Source organism: Acinetobacter sp. YH12131 (assembly GCF_013418635.1).
Taxonomy (GTDB): Bacteria; Pseudomonadota; Gammaproteobacteria; order Pseudomonadales; family Moraxellaceae; genus Acinetobacter; species Acinetobacter towneri.
The window spans coordinates 115,172-138,741 of record NZ_VPBQ01000007.1; the positions used below are offsets into that span (position 1 = coordinate 115,172).

21 protein-coding genes, 2 tRNA genes and 1 pseudogene are annotated in these 23,570 nt (G+C 43.6%); 9 read left to right on the plus strand and 15 right to left on the minus strand.

The genetic code is table 11. The annotated features are described in order from the left end of the window. Entirely contained in the window at positions 1-714 is a 714-nt protein-coding gene (locus FTU66_RS07355) for a 16S rRNA (uracil(1498)-N(3))-methyltransferase (RefSeq protein WP_180112550.1), read from the plus strand. Here the strand turns inward: FTU66_RS07355 and FTU66_RS07360 are convergent. Further along, a complete protein-coding gene (locus FTU66_RS07360) occupies positions 688-1,674 on the minus strand; it encodes a mechanosensitive ion channel family protein (protein WP_180112551.1) in 987 nt (328 codons plus the stop codon). The two genes, FTU66_RS07355 and FTU66_RS07360, sit on opposite strands and share 27 nt — an antisense overlap. Positions 1,675-2,143: 469 nt before the next feature. Between FTU66_RS07360 and acs the strand changes: the two genes are divergently transcribed. Further along, a complete protein-coding gene (gene acs, locus FTU66_RS07365) occupies positions 2,144-4,087 on the plus strand; it encodes an acetate--CoA ligase (RefSeq protein ID WP_180112552.1) in 1,944 nt (647 codons plus the stop codon). A 69-nt stretch (positions 4,088-4,156) separates the two neighbouring features. Here acs and FTU66_RS07370 read toward each other — a convergent pair. From FTU66_RS07370 to FTU66_RS07410, 9 genes and pseudogenes are all read right to left on the minus strand, one after another. After that, a tRNA-Gly gene (locus FTU66_RS07370) sits at positions 4,157-4,232 on the minus strand. 298 nt (positions 4,233-4,530) lie between these two features. Then, on the minus strand, positions 4,531-6,372 hold the full coding sequence (glmS, locus tag FTU66_RS07375; protein ID WP_180112553.1) for a glutamine--fructose-6-phosphate transaminase (isomerizing): 1,842 nt from the start codon (positions 6,370-6,372) through the stop codon (positions 4,531-4,533). Positions 6,373-6,384: 12 nt separating this feature from the next. Further along, positions 6,385-7,749, minus strand: a complete 1,365-nt coding sequence (gene glmU / locus FTU66_RS07380; protein ID WP_180112554.1) for a bifunctional UDP-N-acetylglucosamine diphosphorylase/glucosamine-1-phosphate N-acetyltransferase GlmU — start codon at positions 7,747-7,749, stop codon at positions 6,385-6,387. Positions 7,750-7,767: 18 nt separating this feature from the next. Continuing rightward, a complete protein-coding gene (locus FTU66_RS07385; protein WP_180112555.1) occupies positions 7,768-8,289 on the minus strand; it encodes a phosphatidylglycerophosphatase A in 522 nt (173 codons plus the stop codon). Beyond that, positions 8,255-9,184, minus strand: a complete 930-nt coding sequence (gene thiL / locus FTU66_RS07390; protein WP_180112556.1) for a thiamine-phosphate kinase — start codon at positions 9,182-9,184, stop codon at positions 8,255-8,257. The genes FTU66_RS07385 and thiL overlap by 35 nt, the downstream gene beginning before the upstream one ends. 25 nt (positions 9,185-9,209) lie before the next feature. Then, on the minus strand, positions 9,210-9,659 hold the full coding sequence (gene nusB, locus FTU66_RS07395; RefSeq protein ID WP_180112557.1) for a transcription antitermination factor NusB: 450 nt from the start codon (positions 9,657-9,659) through the stop codon (positions 9,210-9,212). Between the two features lie 4 nt (positions 9,660-9,663). Further along, positions 9,664-10,134: a 6,7-dimethyl-8-ribityllumazine synthase gene (gene ribE / locus FTU66_RS07400; protein WP_004974350.1), complete on the minus strand. Its 471-nt coding sequence runs from the start codon at positions 10,132-10,134 to the stop codon at positions 9,664-9,666. A gap of 11 nt (positions 10,135-10,145) precedes the next feature. Beyond that, entirely contained in the window at positions 10,146-11,267 is a 1,122-nt protein-coding gene (gene ribBA, locus FTU66_RS07405) for a bifunctional 3,4-dihydroxy-2-butanone-4-phosphate synthase/GTP cyclohydrolase II (RefSeq protein WP_180112558.1), read from the minus strand. A 346-nt stretch (positions 11,268-11,613) separates the two neighbouring features. Beyond that, positions 11,614-11,784 (minus strand): annotated as a pseudogene (locus FTU66_RS07410) (secretion protein HlyD); the annotation flags it as partial. 243 nt (positions 11,785-12,027) lie between these two features. Here FTU66_RS07410 and FTU66_RS07415 point away from each other — a divergent pair. After that, positions 12,028-12,678: a response regulator transcription factor gene (locus tag FTU66_RS07415; protein ID WP_004974358.1), complete on the plus strand. Its 651-nt coding sequence runs from the start codon at positions 12,028-12,030 to the stop codon at positions 12,676-12,678. A gap of 855 nt (positions 12,679-13,533) precedes the next feature. On the opposite strand, the gene FTU66_RS07420 is transcribed toward FTU66_RS07415, so the two are convergent. Beyond that, positions 13,534-13,624, minus strand: a tRNA-Ser gene (locus tag FTU66_RS07420). A 119-nt stretch (positions 13,625-13,743) separates the two neighbouring features. Between FTU66_RS07420 and FTU66_RS07425 the strand changes: the two genes are divergently transcribed. Then, positions 13,744-15,624: a potassium transporter Kup gene (locus FTU66_RS07425; RefSeq protein WP_004974367.1), complete on the plus strand. Its 1,881-nt coding sequence runs from the start codon at positions 13,744-13,746 to the stop codon at positions 15,622-15,624. An 83-nt stretch (positions 15,625-15,707) separates the two neighbouring features. Here the strand turns inward: FTU66_RS07425 and FTU66_RS07430 are convergent, their stop codons facing one another. Then, positions 15,708-16,313: a hypothetical protein gene (locus FTU66_RS07430; RefSeq protein ID WP_180112559.1), complete on the minus strand. Its 606-nt coding sequence runs from the start codon at positions 16,311-16,313 to the stop codon at positions 15,708-15,710. A 344-nt stretch (positions 16,314-16,657) separates the two neighbouring features. Between FTU66_RS07430 and FTU66_RS07435 the strand changes: the two genes are divergently transcribed. Continuing rightward, positions 16,658-17,734 carry a DNA/RNA non-specific endonuclease gene (locus FTU66_RS07435; protein ID WP_004974371.1) on the plus strand — a complete coding sequence of 359 codons (1,077 nt, stop codon included), beginning with the start codon at positions 16,658-16,660 and terminating at the stop codon, positions 17,732-17,734. A 49-nt stretch (positions 17,735-17,783) separates the two neighbouring features. After that, positions 17,784-18,029, plus strand: coding sequence for a hypothetical protein (locus FTU66_RS07440; RefSeq protein WP_004974374.1), 246 nt, complete (start codon positions 17,784-17,786; stop codon positions 18,027-18,029). Between the two features lie 152 nt (positions 18,030-18,181). Here the strand turns inward: FTU66_RS07440 and aqpZ are convergent, their stop codons facing one another. Further along, positions 18,182-18,832: an aquaporin Z gene (aqpZ, locus tag FTU66_RS07445; RefSeq protein WP_180112569.1), complete on the minus strand. Its 651-nt coding sequence runs from the start codon at positions 18,830-18,832 to the stop codon at positions 18,182-18,184. A gap of 153 nt (positions 18,833-18,985) precedes the next feature. After that, complete coding sequence (locus FTU66_RS07450; protein ID WP_180112560.1) at positions 18,986-19,987, minus strand: AraC family transcriptional regulator; 1,002 nt, start codon at positions 19,985-19,987, stop codon at positions 18,986-18,988. Positions 19,988-20,110: 123 nt separating this feature from the next. On the opposite strand from FTU66_RS07450, the gene FTU66_RS07455 reads away from it, so the two are divergent. Continuing rightward, on the plus strand, positions 20,111-20,725 hold the full coding sequence (locus FTU66_RS07455) for a sterol desaturase family protein (RefSeq protein WP_180112561.1): 615 nt from the start codon (positions 20,111-20,113) through the stop codon (positions 20,723-20,725). A gap of 355 nt (positions 20,726-21,080) precedes the next feature. Here the strand turns inward: FTU66_RS07455 and hisF are convergent, their stop codons facing one another. Then, positions 21,081-21,839, minus strand: a complete 759-nt coding sequence (gene hisF / locus FTU66_RS07460) for an imidazole glycerol phosphate synthase subunit HisF (protein WP_180112562.1) — start codon at positions 21,837-21,839, stop codon at positions 21,081-21,083. Between the two features lie 113 nt (positions 21,840-21,952). Between hisF and FTU66_RS07465 the strand changes: the two genes are divergently transcribed. Further along, the gene (locus tag FTU66_RS07465) at positions 21,953-22,903 is read left to right on the plus strand and encodes a homoserine kinase (RefSeq protein WP_180112563.1); all 951 of its coding nucleotides are present in this window, start codon (positions 21,953-21,955) and stop codon (positions 22,901-22,903) included. A gap of 12 nt (positions 22,904-22,915) precedes the next feature. Next, positions 22,916-23,545 carry a DUF1294 domain-containing protein gene (locus tag FTU66_RS07470; RefSeq protein ID WP_096902640.1) on the plus strand — a complete coding sequence of 210 codons (630 nt, stop codon included), beginning with the start codon at positions 22,916-22,918 and terminating at the stop codon, positions 23,543-23,545. Positions 23,546-23,570 lie beyond the last annotated feature (25 nt).

Sequence of the window (23,570 nt, forward strand, 5' to 3'; positions counted from 1 at the left end):
ATGAATATCGTTTTGCTTGACCCTCGGCAGACCACAAATGAAGTGTGGTCTATTAGCGCCCAGCGCCAAGTGCAGCATTTACACACGCATGTCGGTGTACAAGTCGGTGACACCTTGAAAGTCGGGATTCGCGGTGGCAAGCGTTATTTGACCGAAGTGGTGGACGTTAGTGAGCAGCGGATTCAAGTCAAAGCCCTGTATGAAGAAGCTGTACCGAAAAAACTGCCTGTGACCCTGATTGTGGCTTTACCACGCCCTAAAGTATTACGTCGTTTAATTATGGATAGCGTGACGCTAGGTGTGGAAAAAATTATTTTACTGCACAGCTATCGGGTTGATAAAAGCTATTGGCAAACGCCATTTTTGCAGCAGTTGGATCAATATGTGACGTTGGGTTTGGAGCAAGCAGGCGATACCATTGCACCAGAGATCCAACTTTATAAACGCTTTAAACCCTTTGTGGAAGATGTTTTACCCAGTTTGATTTCTGCCGATTGTCCTGCTTATGTGGCGCATCCTTATACCGATCAAGTTATGCCACATGCCATTCAACATCCATGCAGTATTGTGATTGGCCCAGAAGGTGGATTTATTCCCTACGAAATTGATTTACTCGAAAAAAACGGCTGCCAAGCGCGACATTTGGGCAACCGTATTATTCGTACCGAAACTGTGATTGCTTATGTTTTAGGGCGTTTGTTTAGCGCGGGCTGAATCATCTTCATTGACTGCTGCATCACCACGATAAACTTTCACTTCCTGCACAGGATAAGGAATCGAAATGTGATGTTCGGCAAAAGCGGCAATTACCCGTTCTTGCACTTCACTGATGGATGCTGAAGTGGTGGTTTCCGTCGTATTTACCCACCAACGCACATTTAAATTAATCGAAAAATCGGCCAAGGCAGTGACATTGACGCTAAATGCAGGTTGGCTCAAGATTTTTATGTCACGGTCTAAAATGGCCAAAATAATATCTTTGGCTTTTTGTACGTCATCTTCATAACCAATACCGACCACAAACTCGCAACGACGACGGGTATAAGCCGTATTGACCGTCACGGCACTGGTATACACCGTAGCATTTGGAATCACGATGCGACGTCCATCGGGAGAGCGCAGGAAGGTGGCACGAATCTGAATATCTTCTACCGTACCTTCCATATTATTTACGATAATGTCATCACCAATTTTAAATGGCTCACCAATCAAAATCAGCACGCCCGATAATAAATTCTGGAAAATATCTTTAAAAGCAAAACCAATTGCAACAGAGCCTAGACCCAAAGCACTCATCAGTTGGCTTGGGGTAAAACCCGGAATTGCAATCACCATCGCAATCAGAAAACCAAAGAAAATAATTGCGGAACTACCGACCCGATTCAGCACCAAAACCAGATTTTGTCGGGTATAGGAACGATTGTTTAGGGTCTTGCGGACAAACCATTTAAACACACGGGCAAGCAGCCAAAACAGAATCAGCACCACGGCTGCAATCATTAAATACGGCACACGCTCCCAAAATCCTTCCATAATTTTGTCGATGGTTGAATAGGCGTCATTGTACTTCGCTGTATGATTGATCACGGTTTGCGTAGTTTTTTCAGTGGCCTCATGCAACAGTTGACTGGTATTTTCAGAAACTTCACTGAGTGAGGGTTTGGATTCTGCCACGATAATTCCGAATTCAAAATGAAGCGACTATTTTGCCTGAAAAACTCAATTTGGTTAATGCAGCGATGCTTACTTGCGAGTATTTTAGACAACTTGGATAGAAGTGATGAGCGTACTATTTTGTAGCATTTAAACTGCGAGTTGTATGTGGTTTTATCTGTAAGACAGGGTCGTAGGTATGAATGATTGGCTGCGTAAAAAAATGTTAATACTCGCGATTATTGGACGATATTTTCTTTAAAAATAATGCAATGCGCAGTACAGTGGAATGTAAACCTGAAAAGTATGAATGCAAGGACATGGCATTCGATCAACGATTTGGCATGCTCTTGTTTGTATAAAATTTATGCGACTAAAGCCGAATGGTGAGCCATAAAAAAGAAAGTTCATACTGTAAATGTGCAGAAATAATAATCAATAACGTGGCATACATCTCGTGAGAGATGCAAGAACATCAAGGAAGTAGCAGATGAAAGACGTATATCCTGTTCCAGATGAATTTAAAAAGACTGCCCGCACCACTGAGGCAGAATATTTTCAACGCTATCAACAATCTATAGATGACCCTGATACTTATTGGGCAGAGCAAGCCCAACGCTTAGATTGGATTAAACCTTTTACTCAAGTCAAAAATACCAACTTTGACCCCGAGCATTTTAAAATTGAATGGTTTGCCGATGGGCAACTGAATGTCAGTGCCAATTGCTTAGACCGTCATTTAAAAGAACATCCGCATAAACCTGCAATTATTTGGGAAGGAGATCATCCTTCTCGACATAAAGTGGTTTCTTTTGCTTCTTTGCATGATGAAACCTGCCGTTTTGCCAACGTACTGAAAAAGAACGGGGTGCAAAAAGGGGATCGGGTGGTGCTGTACATGCCGATGGTTTCCGAAGCTGCGATTGCCATGCTGGCCTGTGCACGAATTGGTGCAGTGCATTGTGTGGTTTTTGGTGGTTTTTCTCCCGATGCTTTGGCTAGCCGAATTGAAGACTGTCAGGCCAAGTTAATTGTCACTGCAGACTCGGCCATGCGTGGTGGCAAGCCAATTTATTTAAAAGCCAATGTTGATGCTGCTCTAAAAGTAGCAGGTACCGACTGTGTGCAAAATGTGATTGTGGTGCACCGTACAGGAAATCCTATTGAGATGTTACCTGAACGCGACGTGTGGTATCACATGGAAATTATGTCGGTCAATGACATCTGCCCACCCGAGCCGATGAATGCCGAAGACCCATTATTCATTTTATATACTTCGGGTTCGACTGGAAAACCCAAAGGTGTTTTGCATACCACAGGCGGTTATTTGACCTATGTGAACAGCACGTTTCGAGAAGTCTTTGACCTGAAACAGGATGATGTATTTTGGTGTACCGCAGATGTAGGCTGGATTACAGGGCATTCCTATGTCTTATATGGTCCGTTGTCGAATGGCACATCTACCGTGATGTTTGAAGGTGTACCGAACTATCCAAGTTGGGCGCGCACAGGGCATATTGTCGATAAACACAACATCACCATTTTATATACTGCACCGACTGCCATTCGCGCCATGATGCGGGAGGGAGATCGTTTTGTACGTGAAAGTGACCGCAGCAGCTTGCGTTTACTCGGTTCAGTCGGTGAGCCGATTAATCCCGAAGCGTGGAACTGGTATTACAACGTGGTAGGCGAAGGACGTTGCCCAATTGTAGATACATGGTGGCAAACCGAAACAGGGGGCATATTAATTTCAGCATTGCCTGGTGCAACGCCACTGAAACCTGGTTCGGCAACCCGCCCATTATTTGGCGTGCAACCTGCTATTGTCGATGCCGAAGGTAATGAACTGGAAGGCGCGACCGAAGGCAATTTAATTATGAAAGATTCATGGCCAGGGCAAATGCGCGGTATTTGGGGCGACCCTGCACGTTTTATTGAAGCGTATTTTTCGACCTATCCGGGTGCGTATTTTACAGGAGATGGTGCACGCCGTGATGAAGATGGCTATTACTGGATTACAGGGCGTGTGGATGATGTCTTGAATATTTCGGGGCACCGTTTAGGTACTGCGGAAATTGAAAGTGCCCTAGTAGCGCATGAAGCTGTGGCTGAGGCAGCAGTGGTGGGAATGCCACATGATATTAAGGGGCAGGGAATTTGTACCTTTGTGACCTTACAAGCAGGAATAGCAGAGTCAGAACAGTTGCGTGATGAGCTGGTGCATTGGGTGCGTAAAATTTTAGGGCCAGTGGCAACACCAGATGCTTTGCATTGGGCACCTGCATTACCTAAAACTCGTTCAGGTAAAATTATGCGCCGTATTTTACGAAAAATCGCTGCAAATGAATTGGATAGTTTGGGAGACACTTCTACCTTGGCTGAGCCGCAAGTGGTTGAACATTTGATTGCTACGGTGTATGGGAAGAGGTGAGAGGGTATTTTTAATAAATTGAGATCAACAAAAAAAGCCCCTATCTTTCGATAGGGGCTTTACGTATTCTGGAGCGGGAAACGAGACTCGAACTCGCGACCCCAACCTTGGCAAGGTTGTGCTCTACCAACTGAGCTATTCCCGCATGCGGTGTATAATACATGATGCAAAAATAGGGTCAATCATTTTTTGCATTCGTCTGTATTGTTTGCATAAATAAGCAACATTTTTAAAAATTCATCCTGCTATAGACTTTAAACTTGTATTTTTGGGATTGTTCCAACGGTCTGAATCAGATAGGTTCTGAGTCTTGCGCTAAATGCACCTGTTTAGAAAAGATGGAGACATAAAAAATCCGCAGGCTGTTTTTTAACAAGCAGGCTGCGGATTATGATTGATTTAAAATTAATAAATTAAATTTAAATCATTAAATAATATGAATATTATTCTACAGTTACACTTTTTGCTAGGTTTCTAGGCTGGTCGACATCTGTACCACGTAACACCGCAACATGGTAAGACAGCAACTGCACAGGAATACTATACACAATTGGCGCAAGCAATGCGCTGACTTGCGGTACATAAACTACATGCTGACGCTCTTTGTCTGCAGGAATCCCGCTGTGCTCATCTGCAAAGACAAATAGTTCACCACCACGTGCCTGTACTTCTTCCATATTCGACTTCAGTTTGTCCAGCATGTCATCTTGCGGTGCTAAAATCACCACAGGCATATCATTGTCCACCAAAGCCAATGGGCCGTGCTTTAACTCACCTGCGGCATAACCTTCTGCGTGAATATATGAAATTTCTTTCAGTTTTAACGCACCTTCCAAGGCAATTGGGAATTGTGTGCCACGACCCAAGAACAAGCAGTGATTTTTCTCTACAAACAATTCAGACAAACGTAAAATTGCCGTATCATTTTGCAAAGTATCTAAAATCACTTTTGGTGTGTGCCACAAGCCTGCAATAATTTCAGCCGTATCTGTCGCTGCTATTGCATTTTTCACCTGACCAATTTTGAGCACCAACAGCATTAATGCTGCCAACTGTGTCGTAAAGGCTTTGGTCGATGCCACACCAATTTCAGGGCCTGCGAGTGTCAACAAACTATGATTGGTTTCACGCACCATAGATGAAGTTGCCACGTTACAAATGGTCATGGTGCTAATATTTAAGCCTTTTGCAGCAGCACGTTTTTGCGTATCACGTAAAGCAGCTAAAGTATCTGCAGTTTCACCAGATTGTGAAATGCACACATACAATGTGTTATTCACAATGACTGGGGTGCGATAACGGTATTCGCTGGCAATTTCCACATGACATGGCAAGTTAATTAGCTGTTCAAACCAGTATTTTGCAATCATCCCTGCATGGTAGCTGGTACCACAGGCAATAATCTGTACTTGTTGAATCTTGGTAAAGTCAAGCTCAGCATCTTTCAGGAAATCTTCACGTAAAGCGTTGCCATTCAATGCTTGTGAAATGGTTTGTTGAATTGCTTCAGGCTGCTCATAAATTTCTTTGAGCATGTAGTGTTTATATTCACCCTTCGATGCATTGCTTACAGTTGCATCCAACTCTTTTACAGGGCGTTCAACCGTTTGACCGTTTACAAAAACTTCAATGCTGTCGCGAGTTAAGCGTGCGATATCACCTTCTTCCAAATACATAAAACGGTTGGTGATCGGCAATAACGCCAATTGGTCTGAACTGATAAAGTTTTCGCCAATACCGACACCAATCACCAAAGGAGAACCTTCACGTACCGTGATCAATTCATCTGGATAATCGGTATGGATAATTCCCAGAGCATAAGCACCTTTCAGTTGAGGCACGACTTGCTGTACCGCAACCAATAAATTCGGTGCAGTTTTAAGAGCATGGTTGACCAAGTGCGCAACCACTTCAGTATCCGTTTGAGAGCTGAACATATAGCCTAAAGCTTCTAGCTCATCTTTCAGTTCTTGATAATTTTCGATAATACCGTTGTGTACGACAGCAACATTGCCAGAAATATGCGGATGTGCATTGTTTTCTGTCGGTTTGCCATGTGTTGCCCAACGTGTATGGGCAATACCGAGTGAACCTGTGACTTGAGAATCTAGTACTGCTTGCTCAAGATTTGCTACTTTACCGACACGACGCTCACGCAAGACCTGACCTTGACTAATCAATGCCAAACCTGCGGAATCATAACCGCGATATTCTAAACGCTTTAAACCTTCAATGAGGATATTGGTAATACTACGTTCTGCAACGCCACCGACAATACCGCACATAGGAACTTCCTCTTATTTTTTCAATTTCTGTGGACGTTGATAATTTTCTTTAGTGAACTGTTTAGAACGTTCCACAGCTAAACACTGTTCTGCAACATCACGGGTAATGGTCGAGCCTGCGCCTACCGTTGCACCATTGGCAATGGTGACAGGTGCAACCAATGAACTATTTGAACCAATAAAGACTTGGTCACCAATAATGGTTTTAAATTTATTGGCACCATCATAATTGCAAGTAATCGTACCTGCACCAATATTGCTGCCTGCACCCACTTCGGCATCACCTAAGTAGGTAAAGTGGTTGGCTTTGGAGCCTAAACCAATTTGACTGTTTTTCACTTCAACAAAGTTGCCAATATGCACTTCATTGGCCAATACCGCACCCGGACGTAAACGTGAGAATGGACCAATTTGCGCAGCTTCACCTACAACCGCTTGGTCAAATACGCTATACGGCTGAACTTTAGTGCCCGCAGCAATTTTGGTGTTTTTGAGGATACAACCTGCACCAATCTCTACGCCATCACCTAGTTCGCAATTACCTTCAATAATCACGTTAATGTCAATGCGAACGTCTTTACCTGCATGGAGATTGCCACGTAAATCAAAGCGGGTCGGGTCGATTAAATGCACACCTTGTTGCATCAATTGCTTGGCTTGGAAGTTTTGGAACTCACGCTCTAAGGCAGCCAGTTGCACACGGTCATTTACGCCTTCGACTTCAAAAGCCAATTCAGGTTCCACAGAGGCAACCTCTAAGCCATCGGCAATGGCCATCGCCACAATATCGGTCAGGTAATATTCACCTTGGGCATTGTTATTGCTCAGTTGAGGTAGCCACTCGTGTAATTTGGCATTGCTGACGCAATAAATCCCAGTGTTAATTTCCTGAATTTGACGCTGTGCTTCAGAGGCATCTTTATGTTCAACAATCGCTTGAATTTTACCGTTTTCACGTACAATACGACCATAACCTGTTGCATCAGCAAGCTTAAGTGTGACTAAGCCAATTTGCGTTTCACGTGAAACGTCGAGCAGCTTTTGCAGAGTCTGCTCTGTAATGCAAGGTACATCACCCGATAAAATCAGAGATACGCCATCTTGTGGTAAAACAGGCAAGGTGACTTTCACTGCATGGCCTGTACCCAATTGTTCTGCTTGTTCAACCCATTGGATTTGTTCATGTGTAAAGGCATTTTGTACCAATGCACCGCCATGACCGTAAATGGTAATAATATGATCTGCTTGTAGTTTTTTCGCGGTTTCAATCACGTGACCCAATAGTGGGCGTCCTGCAAGGGGTTGTAATACTTTGGGTAAATTTGAACGCATGCGCGTACCTTTACCTGCTGCAAGAATAATCACGGTGGTAGACATATTGAATCCTAGTGATGGCTAAACCAAAATAAATGATAAATAAATATAAATACACAACGCGGCCCAAAGGCCAGCAATAATATCGTCCAGCATGATGCCAAAACCACCCTCGACTTTACGGTCAATCACGCGGATTGGCCATGGTTTCCACACATCAAATAGTCGGAACAGGGCAAAACCTGCAATCACCCAACCCCAGTTGATTTGATCAACAAAAATCAGGGGGAGGAAGGTGATGGATTGTCCTGCAAACTCATCCCAGACAATGCGCCCATCATCATGCACGCCCATGACTTGTGCGGTACGTCCACAGATATATATGCCAATTAGCGACATGATGGCAATGGCAAAAAGGCTTGGAATGAAACCAAGCGCGAACCAAATGGGAATGAACAGTAGGGCAAAGGCTGAGCCAAAAGTACCAGGCGCTTTAGGTAGTAGACCTGAACCGAAACCAACACCACACCATACAATCAGTCGGTCAGTCCAAGACATGGCTTTGAAATTAATCGCGGGTTTGTGCAAAGTGTTGGTATCCATGAAAATGAAGTGAACGATCTACGCCATTCTGTTCAAAGCTTAAGCGGTCTTGATTGTTAATTTTACCGATAATATGAATAGGGGTATCTAAGGTTTGTTGCAAAAGTTGTTGATAATTTTGCGGGCTTATTGTAAAGCATAACTCATAGTCATCGCCACCTGCCAAAGCATATTGCCACTGCTTTTGTTGTGGTAATTCGGTTAAAGCAGGGTCTATAGGCAGTTGATCGAGTTCAATACATCCGCCCACCTGAGAGGCTTTCAGAATATGTCCCAAATCTTGAGCTAGGCCATCTGAAACATCAATCATGCTTGAAGCCAGTCCTTTGAGCTGTCGGCCAAGTTGGCAGCGTGGTGTTGGATAGTCCAAACGCTGTTTTAAAGGGTGTTCAAGATGGTCGAGCCCAAAGGCTGCATCACCAACTTGTCCACTGACACAAATGTAATCGCCCACTTGAGCACCTGAACGAGCAACGGCTTGCCCGTGTTCAATCCAGCCAAGTGCGGTAACAGTAATGGTTAGATGTGGACTCTGAGTCGTGTCGCCACCAATTAAGCGCACGCCAAATTGATCGCAACAATCGTGTAAACCCTGACTAAAGCCGTTTAGCCAGTCGTGATCAATTTGGGGTAGGCTCAAGGCCAATAAAATACTGTGCGGAGTTGCACCCATCGCCGCAATATCCGATAAATTTACTGCGACGGCTTTCCAGCCAATGGCATGCGGGGAGGTGTCGAGGGGAAAGTGTCGTCCTGCAATCAGCGTGTCAGCACAAATCACCAACTGTTGTTGGGGTGGAGGTGTAAGCAAGGCTGAGTCATCACCGACACCTAAATCGACAGCATCGGGATGCGGTCTGTTGAAATAGGTATCAATAATAGAAAACTCAGCCATACAACAATCGACTCAATAATTTGAATTAGTTGCTTTGTTGCTTTTCTTCTGCACGCAAGCTGTTGGCAAGACGGTCTAATACACCATTGATGTATTTGTGGCTGTCTGCACCGCCAAAGTGTTTGGCCAGTTCAATCGCTTCATCCAGTACGACACGGTATGGAATTTCCAGATGCTGCTGCAATTCGTATGCGCCTAAACGCAAAGTTGCCAGTTCAACACCATCGAGCGCTTGAATGTCACGGTCAAGCACAGGTACCAGCAAAGCATCTAAAGCTTCATGATTGGCAACCACTTGAGTCAGCAATTCATGGTAATAACCAAGATCCACTTTGTGCATGGCATTTTCCACACGGGTACGTGCTTCAATTTCATGCACTGGATTGTGGCTCATTTGCCATTCATAAATGCCTTGCACAGCAAAACGACGTGCTTTGCGTTTTGCTGCATAAGTGGCTTGGAGTGTTTGCGACATAGCGTTAAATAGCCTTTAACAAGTTAACCATTTCAATTGCAGTTAAGGCAGCTTCACTTCCTTTATTACCTGCTTTTGTTCCAGAGCGTTCAATCGCTTGTTCAATACTGTCCGTAGTCAATACACCGTTAATCACAGGTAAGCCTGTATCTAAACCCACCACGCCTAAACCTTTGGCACATTCGCCTGCAACAAAGTCAAAGTGTGGTGTGCTACCGCGAATCACTGCGCCGAGTGCAATAATCGCGTCATAACCATTCGATGCAGCTAATTTTTTAGCGACTACAGGAAGTTCCCAAGCGCCTGGTGCATGAACAACGGTGATATTATCCTCTGATACGCCATGACGTTTCAATGTGTCAATTGCGCCATCAAGCAAATGCTCAACCACAAAACTATTAAAACGACCGACTAAAATCGCATAACGGCCTTCGCTAGCGAGATGTAATAAACCTTCAATACGGCGAATTGCCATAGCAACCTCGATTATTTCTCTGATGTTGGATCTGCGGTGACGTATTCCACCACTTCTAAGTTAAAGCCTGATAAAGCATTGAAACGTAATGGTGAGCTGAGCAGCTTCATTTTTTCAACGCCTAAATCACGTAAAATTTGTGCACCCACGCCAATGGTTTGATATTGCTGAGACAATGCAGCATTGGCTTTGCCCTGTTTCGGGGTTTTTAGGCTATCTAGGGCTGGGCCCAAGTCCTGTAACTGCCCCTGACCAATCCACACCAAAACACCACGTTCGCTGTCTGCAATTTCTTTAAGCGAACGGTCTAAATTCCAAGTTGCGGAACCGTCTGCTTTGTTTAGTTTGAGCAAGTCACGTGTTGGATTAAAACCATGCACACGGACTGTGGTCACGCCTTCTTTAGGCTCGCCTTTGACTAATGCTAAGTGAATATCTGGGTTACCCAATTCACGGTAGCGATACAAGTCAAACGTGCCATATTCGGTGTCAATGCTTTGCTGATCTAGACGCTCTACAGTTTGCTCATTGGTCATACGGTAGTGGATTAAATCTGCAATGGTGCCAATTTTGAGGCCATGTTTTTCAGCAAAAACTTCTAAATCTGGACGACGCGCCATGGTGCCGTCTTCATTGATGATTTCACAAATTACCGATGCAGGCTCTAAACCTGCCAAACGGGCAAGATCACAACCTGCTTCGGTATGTCCTGCACGGTGCAATACACCACCTGGCTGTGCCATGAGTGGGAAAATATGCCCAGGCTGAACAATATCGGCAGGCTTGGCATGTGCAGCGACAGCGGTTTGAATGGTATGCGCACGTTCTGCGGCAGAAATACCCGTGGTAATGCCTTCAGCAGCTTCAATCGACAAAGTAAAGTTCGTACCGTGTTGTGCACCATTGGCATCAACCATTAACGGTAGGTTTAATTGCTGGCAACGGTCACGACTTAAGGTTAAGCAAACAAGACCACGCGCGTGTGTGATCATGAAGTTGATATCTTCAGGGCGAACGTGGGTTGCGGCAATGACTAAATCACCTTCATTTTCACGATCTTCATCATCCATGAGGATGACCATTTTTCCTGCACGGATATCTGCTACAAGCTCTTCGACAGTATTGAGCGGCATCAACCTTCACCTTCTTATTTGTCTGAAACGACATTGAATGAGAGAGATGCATAGTCTAACGGTTTTTTACCTGTTTTGCCTATGCTTATCATTTTCATTGCGTGACTTATGGTTATACACAGTGTCATCAGGCTTGGAAAGAGGTGAAAAGGAGGATTTGCTGCGTTGCTGTAGATTGTTTAGGCAATTAAGATGAAATGCAAAATCTGTGAAAAATAAAACTGTAGAGGGCATAGGATATTATCGCCCTCATTCTCGCCTTCACTTGAGCCCAGTTGGGTTTTGGGAGAAGGCAAGAATCAGAGATGAGATAATTCATTAAATTCAGGTATAAGAGAATTTCTGTTTAGCGCTCACGTAAGGCTTCTTTGGCTTTGTTGAATGGTTTGATCAGATATTCCAACACCGTTTTTTCACCCGTTTTAATATCGACTGTTGCGACCATGCCTGGGGTAATATCAAACGCTTGTCCTGCTTTGTTGCTGAGTTTGTCTGAATCGGTACGGATATAAACCCTTATCTTGGGATATTTTCTATTTCATATTACATCTTGTTTTGAGCGTTTTGGTTGTAAAATAAAACTGATTAAAAAATCCACAAAATGATCAACCTTTTTGACTGAGCGCTGAAAACATAAAAAATAAACGCTTTTCTGTGATTAATTGCACAATAAATGCAAAAAAGTCATGACTTGCATATCCTTAATTGTCTTTGTGTGGTTAGAATATAACAACTGTGCCCAAGATCTCTCACGTCTGTTATGAATATATTAATCGTTGATGATCATCCGCTGTTTCGCCATGCCTTAATTCAGGCGGTTCGTTATAGCTTACCGCAAGCTCAAATTCATGAAACTGCTGCAGTTAATGAATTGTACGAACGTTTGGAAAATGGACCTGAGCCTGATCTTGTTTTATTGGACTTGAATTTACCAGGGGCATCGGGCTTTTCTGCATTGGTGCATGTGCGTGCGCAATATCCATCTATCCCAATTATTGTGGTGTCCGCTCACGAAGAAGCATCGATTATTCAACGTTCAATTGCGCATGGGGCGATGGGTTATATCCCAAAATCGGCACATCCGAGCCATATTGGTGAAGCAATTCGTCAAGTTTTAGAAGGTGAGATTTGGTTGCCGCCAAACTTGGCTGCGAATGTTAACTTTGACCCTCGCGCTGCAGATGAAACAGCTTTGGCTGAACGTATTCAGTCTTTAACACCACAGCAATTCCGTGTATTGATGATGGTGGCAGAAGGTTTGTTGAATAAGCAAATTGCCTATGAATTAGATGTTTCTGAAGCGACGATTAAAGCGCATGTGACCGCAATTTTCCGTAAATTGGGTGTGCAAAATCGTACTCAGGCGGTATTGGCAATCAATGCGTTAAATATTGAAGAAAAGAAAATGTAAGATGTGACTGATCTGTAAAAGATGAGTTTAAAACCGCTGTGTTGATCTGGAAGATTGAGCAGTGGTTTTTTATTGGGTGTTTGGTTGATAATGACCTTTTTAGAAAGCTAATTCACTTTAGGATGTGACATTTGGCGTTCAGGTTGTTGATGTGCTTAAAAACCTAAAAGGAATATTGTCTTATGTCTTTAGCTGTATGGCATAAACATATTCAGGCTTTCATGTCGATAAAACTGACAAAAATCGACATGAGAGAGTTGTCATGTCGATGACATAAACATATTCAGGTTGTCATGTCGATAAAATGGGTAAAAATCAACATGAGCTGAATAGCTATCAGTCTAATGCAGGCGACATGCCTCTTTTGAGATTCTTAGGCTTTGATTGTATCTGTACCCATAAATCCAATAGTGTGAAGTTGTCCGCAGCGGGAAAACCCGCCACTAATAAGAAATACATAGAAGGACGAATATATTTTAATAGTAATAGATGAATGGTGATTTGAATAAATCATACCTAAGTGAGTAGGGGGCTTTCCCCTATATGGGTTCAACTTTTAGAATTCACGATAACCAAGCCCGCCAGCCGTGATATGTGCTAGATTTCGATCATAGGTAATTATTTGGCTTTCTTTTCCGATGGTTTTATTTTTCTGACTTGAGCATCTGTAAGCATTGCAATGATTCCACAGAATTGGGGGTATAATTTTGGGGGTAATTTATTATACCCCTAGTTATAACCCCAACTAGATCAAGCTTGCAATAGATAAAGTAGATTGCATTAGACATAAAAAAACCTTAAACCCTTTAGATTTAAGCTTTTTAAGATCACATGAGACTTCATGAGAATAATGTTTGGCGGTGAAAGAGGGATTCGAACCCTCGATACGCTATTAACGTATACACACTTTCCAGGCGTGCTCCTTCAGCCACTCGGACACTTCACCATAGGCGGTGGATAATAACCAAAAAATAGTACAAAGCCAAGTTGAAACATTTGATTTAGAGAAAAACTTTCAGCGTAGTGCTATGATTCTCAAAAATACCGTCTAAATCGAAGACACCTATGCAAAGTACTGCAAAAAAAGCAGCCTTACCCGTCATTACCTTGGCTGCACTCGGAGTTGTATTTGGGGATATCGGAACCAGTCCTCTGTATGCCTTCAGACAAACTTTTTTAACGGCGCATCTTGCAATTACCCAAGCCAGTGTATTGGGAATTTTATCCCTAATTTTCTGGTGCATGATGCTCACCATCAGCTTCAAATACGTCACCATTATTATGCGTGCCGATAACAATGGCGAAGGCGGGATCATGTCATTATTGGCATTGAACCTGCGCACCACCCGTATTGCCGAAGACAAAAAAATCTTCCTGATCGCACTTGGCTTTATTGGTGCATCCCTGTTCTTTGGCGATGGCATTATCACCCCCGCCATTTCAGTATTGTCTGCCATTGAAGGACTAAGTATTGCCACGCCTATCTTTAATCAATGGCTCGTACCGCTCTCCATTGGTATTTTGGCAGGACTGTTCATTGTGCAGCGTCATGGTACAGGTACTATGGGCAAATTTTTTGGCCCACTGACTTTGCTGTGGTTTTTAGCCATTGGCGGTGCAGGGCTGCTCAGTATCATCCAAACCCCATTTGTATTGGCCATGGTCAGTCCACACTGGGCGTTTAACTTTGTAGTAGAGCAACCCTTTGTTGCATTTCTCACCATGGGTGCGGTGATTTTAACCATGACGGGTGGCGAAGCACTCTATGCCGATATGGGGCATTTTGGGCGGATGCCTATTCGCCTCGCGTGGTTTTTGATTGTCTTACCTTGCTTGTTATTGAATTACGCAGGACAAGGGGCATTATTGCTACGTAACCCTGCAGCGATTGAAAATCCGTTCTATATGTTGGTGCCTGAATGGGGCTTATACCCGATGATTGGTTTAGCCACAGCTGCAGCGGTGATCGCCTCTCAAGCGGTGATCACAGGGGTATTTTCAATGGTCAATCAGGCCATTCAATTGCGTTATTTACCACGCCTGACTGTACGTCACACGTCCGATGTTGAACGTGGTCAAATCTATTTGCCATTCATTAACTGGGCCTTATTTATTTCGGTGCTTATCTTAATTTTATTATTTGAAAATAGTGCCAGACTTGCCAGTGCTTATGGCGTGGCAGTGACCATGACCATGCTGTGTGGCACGATTTTAATTTCAGTGCTGGCCTATGGTTTTTGGCGTTGGCCGATGTGGAAAGTTGCCCTTTTTGCAGTGCCATTTTTAACCCTAGATTTAATTTTTGTGGCTTCGACCTCGCTCAAAATTGTGTCAGGGGGATGGGTGCCAATTTTAATTGGCGCCATCATGTATACCATTTTAATGACGTGGAAAGATGGTCGTGCATTGGTTTTCAATCGTTTGGAAAAAGATGCCTTGCCGATAGACCTATTCATTCACAGTATTAGTATGGGCAATGAAACCAAATTTGTCCCTGGCGATGCGATTTTCTTGACAGGTACGCCTAACATTGTGCCACATGCCATGTTGCATAATATTAAGCACAACAAGGTCTTACATGAACGCAATATCATGGTAACGGTCATCACGCGTGATATTCCATTTGTGGCGCAGCAAGATCGGATTCAAGTCGAAAAACTGGATGATCGTTTTTATCGGATTGCCATGTATTACGGTTTTAAAGATCAGCCAAATATTCCAAATGCCTTGAAACAAGCCTATGAACAGCTTGAGTTTGAATTCGATATGATGCAAATGAGCTTCTTTATTTCGCGTGATCGAATTGTGCATACGGTGGGCGATGGCATGTCACCGTGGCGTGAAAAACTGTTTATTTCAATGCAGCGCAATACCAGTCCTGTGAGTGATTTCTATCAAATTCCAACCAACCGTGTGGTGGAATTGGGTAGTCAAATCGAAATTTAAAAACTGCTCAATAGATTTTAAAAAACCAGCATTATAAAGTGCTGGTTTTTTATTTTTAGCTCAAGATTGGTCTTAAACAGATCTTATTGTTCCGTATCACTTGGTTGTAGATGGCTTAAATCTATATCGTTTACATCTGCGCCCTGTGCCGCAGGTGCTGTGGTTTCAAGCCGCTTAGTCGTGGGCAGATTGACTGCTGCTTGTTCAGATGCAGCAGGGTTTTGTGGTGCAGCATTTAGCGCTTCTGCGGTGACATCCACATCATCGCCAGCATTTACAGGTAAATCGGCTGAAGATGACAATAATGGCGCAGAGGTGGCTTGTATGTGTTGTTCGCTCACTTGCTCTGCCTGCGCTGCGTGTTGCAGTTCGGATTCAGTCCCGACAGGCATCGTCATCGGTACATTGTCTTGAGCCAGATTGGCTTGTTCGGCTGAAATTTGGTTTGCAGGCTGTTGCGCTATATTTTTTGCTGGACTTGTTAAGTTTGTATCTGTACTCGGTACAATGCGTATCTGACCATTGGCGATTAATTCTTGTAGTGAGCCTGCTTGCCCATTAATCGTGGTGCTTATTTTGACTTTAGATAAACTTTCTAAAGTATCACCTGCTTGAATGGGTGGTTCGGCAAAGGCAGAAATGCTGATACTGCTACCAACCAAAGCACAAGCAAAAAGATGAAAACGCATGTATTTCTTCATCAAAAATCGCAAAAATAAAGTTAAAACCAATTTAAATCGTCAATGACATCCAGCTAGAGCAGCGCAATGCGCTTGGGTGTCGCTGAGCGATGTCTTTAAGGTGTATTTAGCTTGGCAGATTCGCTAAAACGGATGCAATCAAATCTACCAAACTTGATCTAGACTGATGTCAAAAGTGCTTAAAACTCAGGCTGTGTATGGCTTTTGTGGTGTTATGGCGCGGGTTTTGTTTAATTGTTAGACGAACAAGAGGTGCTTCATATACAAGCTGTGAGTGGATTGTTAAGCTCGGGCAAACTCTGCGGATTTAGAGCGAAGTCACAGTAACGGTTATGGCAAGAAAACGGCGCAATTCCAACAACATTTGGACTCAAATTTTCAATCAAAACAGCTTGAAAGTGCTACTCGGTGTAGTGGCAACAGGGAGTTTTGTGATTGCTTTTGGTCAAGAAAAAATTAGCCAGTGGACTTCACTGGTGCCGAGTTCAGGAAATAGTGCTTGCCTAACCCAGTTCTATCGAGAAACGCCGCCCTATTTACTGAAAAATAGCCTGCAAAAAGACAGCTATCCGCTGTGTTTTAATGACTTTAATGTGATGTATTCAGGGGTATCCAAAACCCCGTTATGGGTGGCAGAAGCCTTAACACCAGCGCGTTTGAGTCAGCGGATTCCACGTGAAGATAACTTTCACGAAGAACCGCGCGTCAAAGCCGAGCATCGTGCGACTTTGCTGGATTATCGTGGTTCGGGTTATGACCGTGGACACATGGCACCGAATGCCGACATGACCAACTTGGCAGCCCAGTTTGACAGTTTTTCTTTGGCAAATATGGTGCCGCAAGCCCCTAAAAATAATCAGCAGGTCTGGCGTGAACTTGAAGAAGCCACCCGAGCGGTGGTGACTAAGCAAAAGCAAGATGTGTATGTGATTACGGGGCCAAGTTTTAATGCCAAGCGTCTAAAAACCATTGGGCAGGGCGTTATTGTGCCGACTGCGGTGTATAAAGCTGTGTATATGCCCAAAACAGGCGCGATAGGGGCTTATTACGCGCCCAATAACGACTCGTTACAGGTGCAAGTGGTGAGTGTCTGCTATTTAGAAGAACAGTTGGGCATTAATTTATTCCCACAATTAAGTGAAGAACAAAAGCGCAATACCTATAAATTGCCTTTGACTGCAAATGCTGTAAAAGCCAATACACCGATTGCCTACTCACATTGGGATGCAGAAAGCCAGTGCGCAGAAGATGTATCTGCTGAGCAATTACAAGCCTTGCAAACCGAATTTAAACGCTCAGGCAGTAGTCCTGCATCGGGTGCTAGCATTGATGCAGATACCCAAGATGCAATTGTGAAGCAATTGATTGAAGCTTTATTGCAATATATTTTACAGTTGTTGAAATCTTAAACTGGGTTAAGATGATGGATATTGCATCCTTCATGCTAAGGTGAATTCAATGTTTAAACCGTTTCAAAATGGGACTGAATCACATGCGATTCATGACTTAACCTTAGAAAATGATTTAGATTGCATCAATGTGTATGGCAATTTGCAAATCAGCAAAGATCAGGCGGGTTTACAGGCAGCCAAAGCACTACAGGCTTTTTTGAATGAAGTTGTTGCAACTTTGGAGCAGACTCCGAATCTGCCTGAAAAGTTAGATCGTCCCGAAGCGGGTGAAATTGAAAATCCATTTTTATAATGGATGCCATCTCAAGATATTAAATCTACTTTAATCTGCTCATCTAAGCCATTAAAAAGCCCGCTCAAACGCTTGAACGGGCTTTGTTGTTTTGTGTGTTTTTAGATAAATCCCAGACATCTTGAAAAGCTGTGGATTTAAAGTTTTGAAGATCAGTCTTCAGCTTTTGCCATAGCGCGATACAGCACTGCACCAATCACCGCACCTACAATCGGTGCAACCCAGAAAGCCCAAAGCTGGCTGAGTGCTGCAGTTTCAGCAAAGAAGGCTACACCCGTACTACGTGCAGGTTTCACTGAAGTATTGCTCACAAGAATGCTGATTAGGTGGATTAACGTCAGTGCCAAACCAATTGCAATTGGAGCAAAACCAGCAGGTGCGCGTTTATCGGTTGCACCCATAATCACCATCAAAAAGCCAGCAGTGAGTACCACTTCAATCAATAATACTGAACTGAGGGCATATTTTCCTGGAGATAAATCACCATAACCGTTGGTCGCGAAACCGCCTGTGCCTGCAAAACCTGCCTGACCCTGTACAATCAGATACAACACCAGAGCGGCCAGAGTCGCACCAATAATTTGTGAAATAATATACGGTGCGAGTTCTTTGGCTTCAAAACGTCCACCTGCCCACAAACCAATACTGACTGCAGGGTTAAATTGACCACCTGAAATGTGCCCAAGTGCATAGGCCGCGGTTAATACGGTCAGACCGAACGCGAGGGATACCCCCACAAAACCAATGCCCAATTCAGGAAAAGCTGCAGCCAATACCGCACTACCACAACCACCAAATACCAGCTAGAATGTGCCAGCCAGTTCTGCGAAATACTTATTCAATTTGATTCTCCAGTGCTTATTTTTTGAGTTAATTGATCAAACTTCAATTAAATTTATCGCATTTTAGATCGATATTGTGATGAATTTAACATAAATTAAAGTAAAAAGAAGCAATCATGAAGCACGTTGCATCCGCCATTGTTGTGGTGTGTGCTGCGTCCATTGTTTAAACGCACGCTGAAAGGCACTTTGTTCTGAATAACCCAGCAATAGCGCAATTTCTTGCAGACTTAAATGTGGGTCTTGTAAATATTGTTCTGCCAGTAAACATCGTACTTCCTGCATACGCTTTTGATAAGTCGTGCCTTGCTGTTGTAAATGGCGCTGTAATTGACGTACAGAAATATGCAATTGTTGGGCAATATGTTCAATTTGATACATATTTTTTTGCAGACCCGTCAAAATGGCTTGCTGCAGGCGCTGATCGGTCTGGGTGCTATTTGGTAGTTTATCTAGCAAGGCCTGCGCCTGTTGCAGCAATAGATGCTGTAAGGTTTGATCGCCCTGATGAAAGGGTTTTGCCAACTCGGAAATGGGCAGTAACACTTGGGTAATTGGCTGAGAAAAACGCACTTTGCAATGAAAATACTGTTCATACAGCGCAATGTTTTTAGGTGCGGGATGATGAAAATGCACTTCGTGCAGGCAAATGTCCTCAAACTGCATAAAATGCTTAAGAAATTCCATCATTAAAGCAATTGCGATCTCATCGGTCAGTTGTGTGGTCATATGCACAGGCAATTCCGACCAACGGATAGATAAATAATCGTTTTGTGCTTCGACCTGCAACGGGCCGCCATCATAAATCAGCCGATGAAAATCATGGTAACGTTGTAGTGCCTCGCCCAAATGGTCACAGGACAGGGCTAAATAGGCAATGATGCCCAAATGTTTGGGCTGCACATATTTGGCAATTTCCAGGCCCAAGGCAGGTTGCGGTAACTGCTGCTCTAAGGTGTTAAGCAATTCGCGCCAAAGCGCATAATCAAAGCGTTCAAGATTTTGAATACTATGTAATTTTTCTGGAATAGGCAGTTGTTTTGCTTGGTAATAGCACATTAATAAATGCCCTAAGCCGCCATAGACCGAGCCTGTATATTCTTTGAATTGTTGCATGTGTTATCAATTTATTTTTGTCGTCATTTGTCAATGATATAAATTTCTTTGGTCAAGATCTAGTCTACTACTGCACCTATAGTGAACACAGCGGTCAAATCGTACAGGCAGGGAGGCGAGCTGATGTTAAAAGGATTTGTGGTAGGTTTGGTGGTTGCCAATGGTTTTGAATGGGTGGCACATAAATATATTTTGCACGGAACACATCGCCCGGGGCAGCGCCGTTATAGTCCAGTGCCTGAGAGTATGAAATCGCATTGGGAGCACCATCGTGAAGTGCGTAAAACCAGTTTTCATGATCATGGCTATGTTGAAGGCATCAGTAACTGGCGTACTAAAAATGAAATTGTGTCTTTGGCTGTGGTGGCTACAGTCGCCAGTGGTGTGTTCTATCCGATCTCTAAGGGCATGAGTCTGGCTGCTATTTATAGTGCAGCGAATTATTATTATATTCATCGTCGTGCGCATTTAGAGCCAGAATGGGCGGTTAAAAAAATTCCGTGGCATTATGATCATCACATGAACAGCAATCAGGATGCGAACTGGTGTGTGACTAAGCCTTGGTTTGATTATCTTTTAGGAACGCGAGTCATTTCAGCGCCTGCTTTACAGGAGCAAAATCCGCTAGGCATTGCCTTACATCAGGTGATTGCACAGGGTTTAAACCGTTTGTCTGCTGCATATTTTCCTGCCAAATGGGTCGAGAAAAAATTAGCTGTGGCAGAGCAGGTATCTTAACTATGTTGCAGCAAATGAAGGTTTGTAGTGACAGCTTAGGCAAGTCTTGTCGCAAATGGTCAATATTTTAGGTGTTTTTGGTCAATATTTCGGCTAAAGCTCTGCGTATATTGTGTGCAGTGAAATATCCACGGATGTTTCGGTTGAATATTGTGTGATGATGAATTGATTTTGTTGATTATTTTTTATAAGTCTATTTAAAAAGATAAAAGAACCTCAGCGCTGTGGTTTTTTGAGTTGATAGGAGTCTTCGGACTCCTTTTTTTCTGCCTAAATTTTACCTTTACTTCAATTTTAAGCTAAAAAAAGTGCAATCCTCAGATTGCACTTTTCACAGTTCGTTTGCACTATGATTTTACAAACGCATTTCAATGCCTTGCGCTGCCAAATATTGTTTGGCTTCTGGAATAGTGTGCTGACCAAAGTGGAAAATTGAGGCAGCTAGTACCGCATCTGCACCGCCTTTTAAAATACCATCTGCCAAGTGCTGTAAATTACCTACACCGCCAGACGCAATGGTGGGTACAGTTACACGGTCATTGATGGCACGCATGAGCGCCAAGTCATAGCCTGCCTTGGTACCATCGGCATCCATTGAAGTGACCAATAGCTCACCTGCGCCGTAGTCTGCCATTTTCACTGCCCATTCAATGGCATCAATACCTGTTGGTTTACGACCACCGTGGGTGAAAATTTCCCATTTGTTATCACCCGTTTTTTTCGCATCAATGGCAACTACAATACATTGCGCGCCAAAATGCTGTGAGGCTTCTTGCACAAATTCAGGGTTAAAGACGGCTGCAGAGTTAATGCTGACTTTATCTGCACCTGCGTTCAATAATAGGCGAATGTCTTCAACCTTGCGCACGCCACCACCAACGGTGAGGGGCACGAACACGGTTTCTGCCATACGTTCTACGGTACGATAAGTCGTATCACGACCATGATGGGTAGCGGTAATGTCTAAAAAGGTGATTTCATCGGCACCTTGTTCATTATAACGACGCGCCACTTCGACAGGGTCGCCCGCATCACGAATATCAAGGAATTGCACGCCCTTAACCACGCGACCATTATCTACGTCTAGGCAAGGAATAATACGTTTCGCTAGCATAAATTTTTCCAATTATTACAGCCGATTATGAAACTCACCCACACAAGCGCTACACCTTGGCAGATGGAGCGGGTATTCTATCAAACTTAGCTCAGGTTTTTCGCAGGTTTTCTATGTCGGTTTATACTCCTTTGACTTTAAAGGAAGTTCAGGTCTTTGCAGCGCCTTATGGATTGGAGGTGGTCGAGCTGATTCCCATTCAAGGGGGGATTCAAAATACCAATTATTTTTTGCGTTGCGACAATCAAAACGAGTACGTGCTGACCATTTTTGAAGAATTAGATCAGCAAGCGGCAGGCGAATTAATTCCTGTATTACAGCATTTGGGGCAAGCGGGTTTGCCTGTGGCAGTGCCTTTATCCTATTCGGGACAAGCCATTCACCAATTAAAAGAAAAACCTGCACAAATTGCACCGCGTTTAATTGGGCAGCATCCGACACTGACAACAGTGGCGCAAGTGGAAGCGATTGCGATTGCACAAGCCAAAATGCATGTGGCCTTACAAAATTTTCCTTTGCAGCGCGATCATGTACGTGATCATGCTTATTGGGCAGGGGCCGCACGCCAATTAAAACCAAGCATGCATGTGGCCGATCAAGCCTTACTGTCCAAACTTTTGGGCTTGTATGAAGCTTTAACCGCAGTCTATCCGCAGCGTCCCAAAGGTTTTATTCACTCGGATTTATTCCGTGACAATACCTTGTTTGCAGATGATCAGTTGCAAGGCATTTTAGATTTTTATGAATTAAATCAAGATGAATTGCTGTTTGATATTGCGATTACGCTGAATGATTTTTGTACCGATTTTCCTGAGCTGAGCTTAAATGAAAGCAAGGCGATTGCATTTTTAAATGCCTACGAAACGGTGCGTCCTTTAACCCAAGACGAAAAAGCCTGTTTGGAACTGTATTTGGCAATGGCGGCAGGACGTTTTTGGTTAATGCGTTTGCAGGTGGCTGCTAAAAATGCGGCAGAAGGGCGGACAGGCGCAGATATTTTGCAGAAAAATCCAGATGAAATGCGGAATATGCTGATTGAACGCTTAAAGTTTGTGACAGCTTGAGGGATATAGAACATGCGTGATCAAGGGCGTTTAGTCGAATGGTTTGATGAGCAGGGTTATGGGTTTATTCAGCCGAATGACCACCAAAAAGATCGCGTGTTTTTACACATTAAGGACTTCGCCCGACAAGGGCCACGTCCAATTGTGGGCTGTGCCTTGGAATATACCGTAACTGTGGATGAGCGCGGACGTTACCGAGCACAGCAAGCGGTGTATTTAAAAGCTTCGCAGACCAAAGCAGCAAAGGCATCTGCTGTGAGTGCGAAAACATCCAACATCACGCAAAAAATGCAGCCGATGCAAATATTATGTGTGGCTTATATTGTTGCTTTGGCTTTGCTGACGCTGTTGGGATTGCTCAGCGGCATGTTGTTATTATTCATCAGTTTGATGAATGCGCTGAGTTATTGGCTGTATGCACAAGATAAAGAAGCTGCACAGCAGGGTGGACGTCGTATTCCTGAAAATAACTTGCATATTGTGGCTTTTTTAGGGGGTTGGCCTGCAGCATGGTTAGCACAACAAAAATTACGCCATAAAACACAAAAACAACCCTTTGGTAAGATTTATTTTTGTACGATAGGCTTAAATATCTTTCTGATTTTATGGATGATTTCTCCGTTGAATCAGCTTAACATCTAATTGGGAATATTGTTCCAGTAACAGG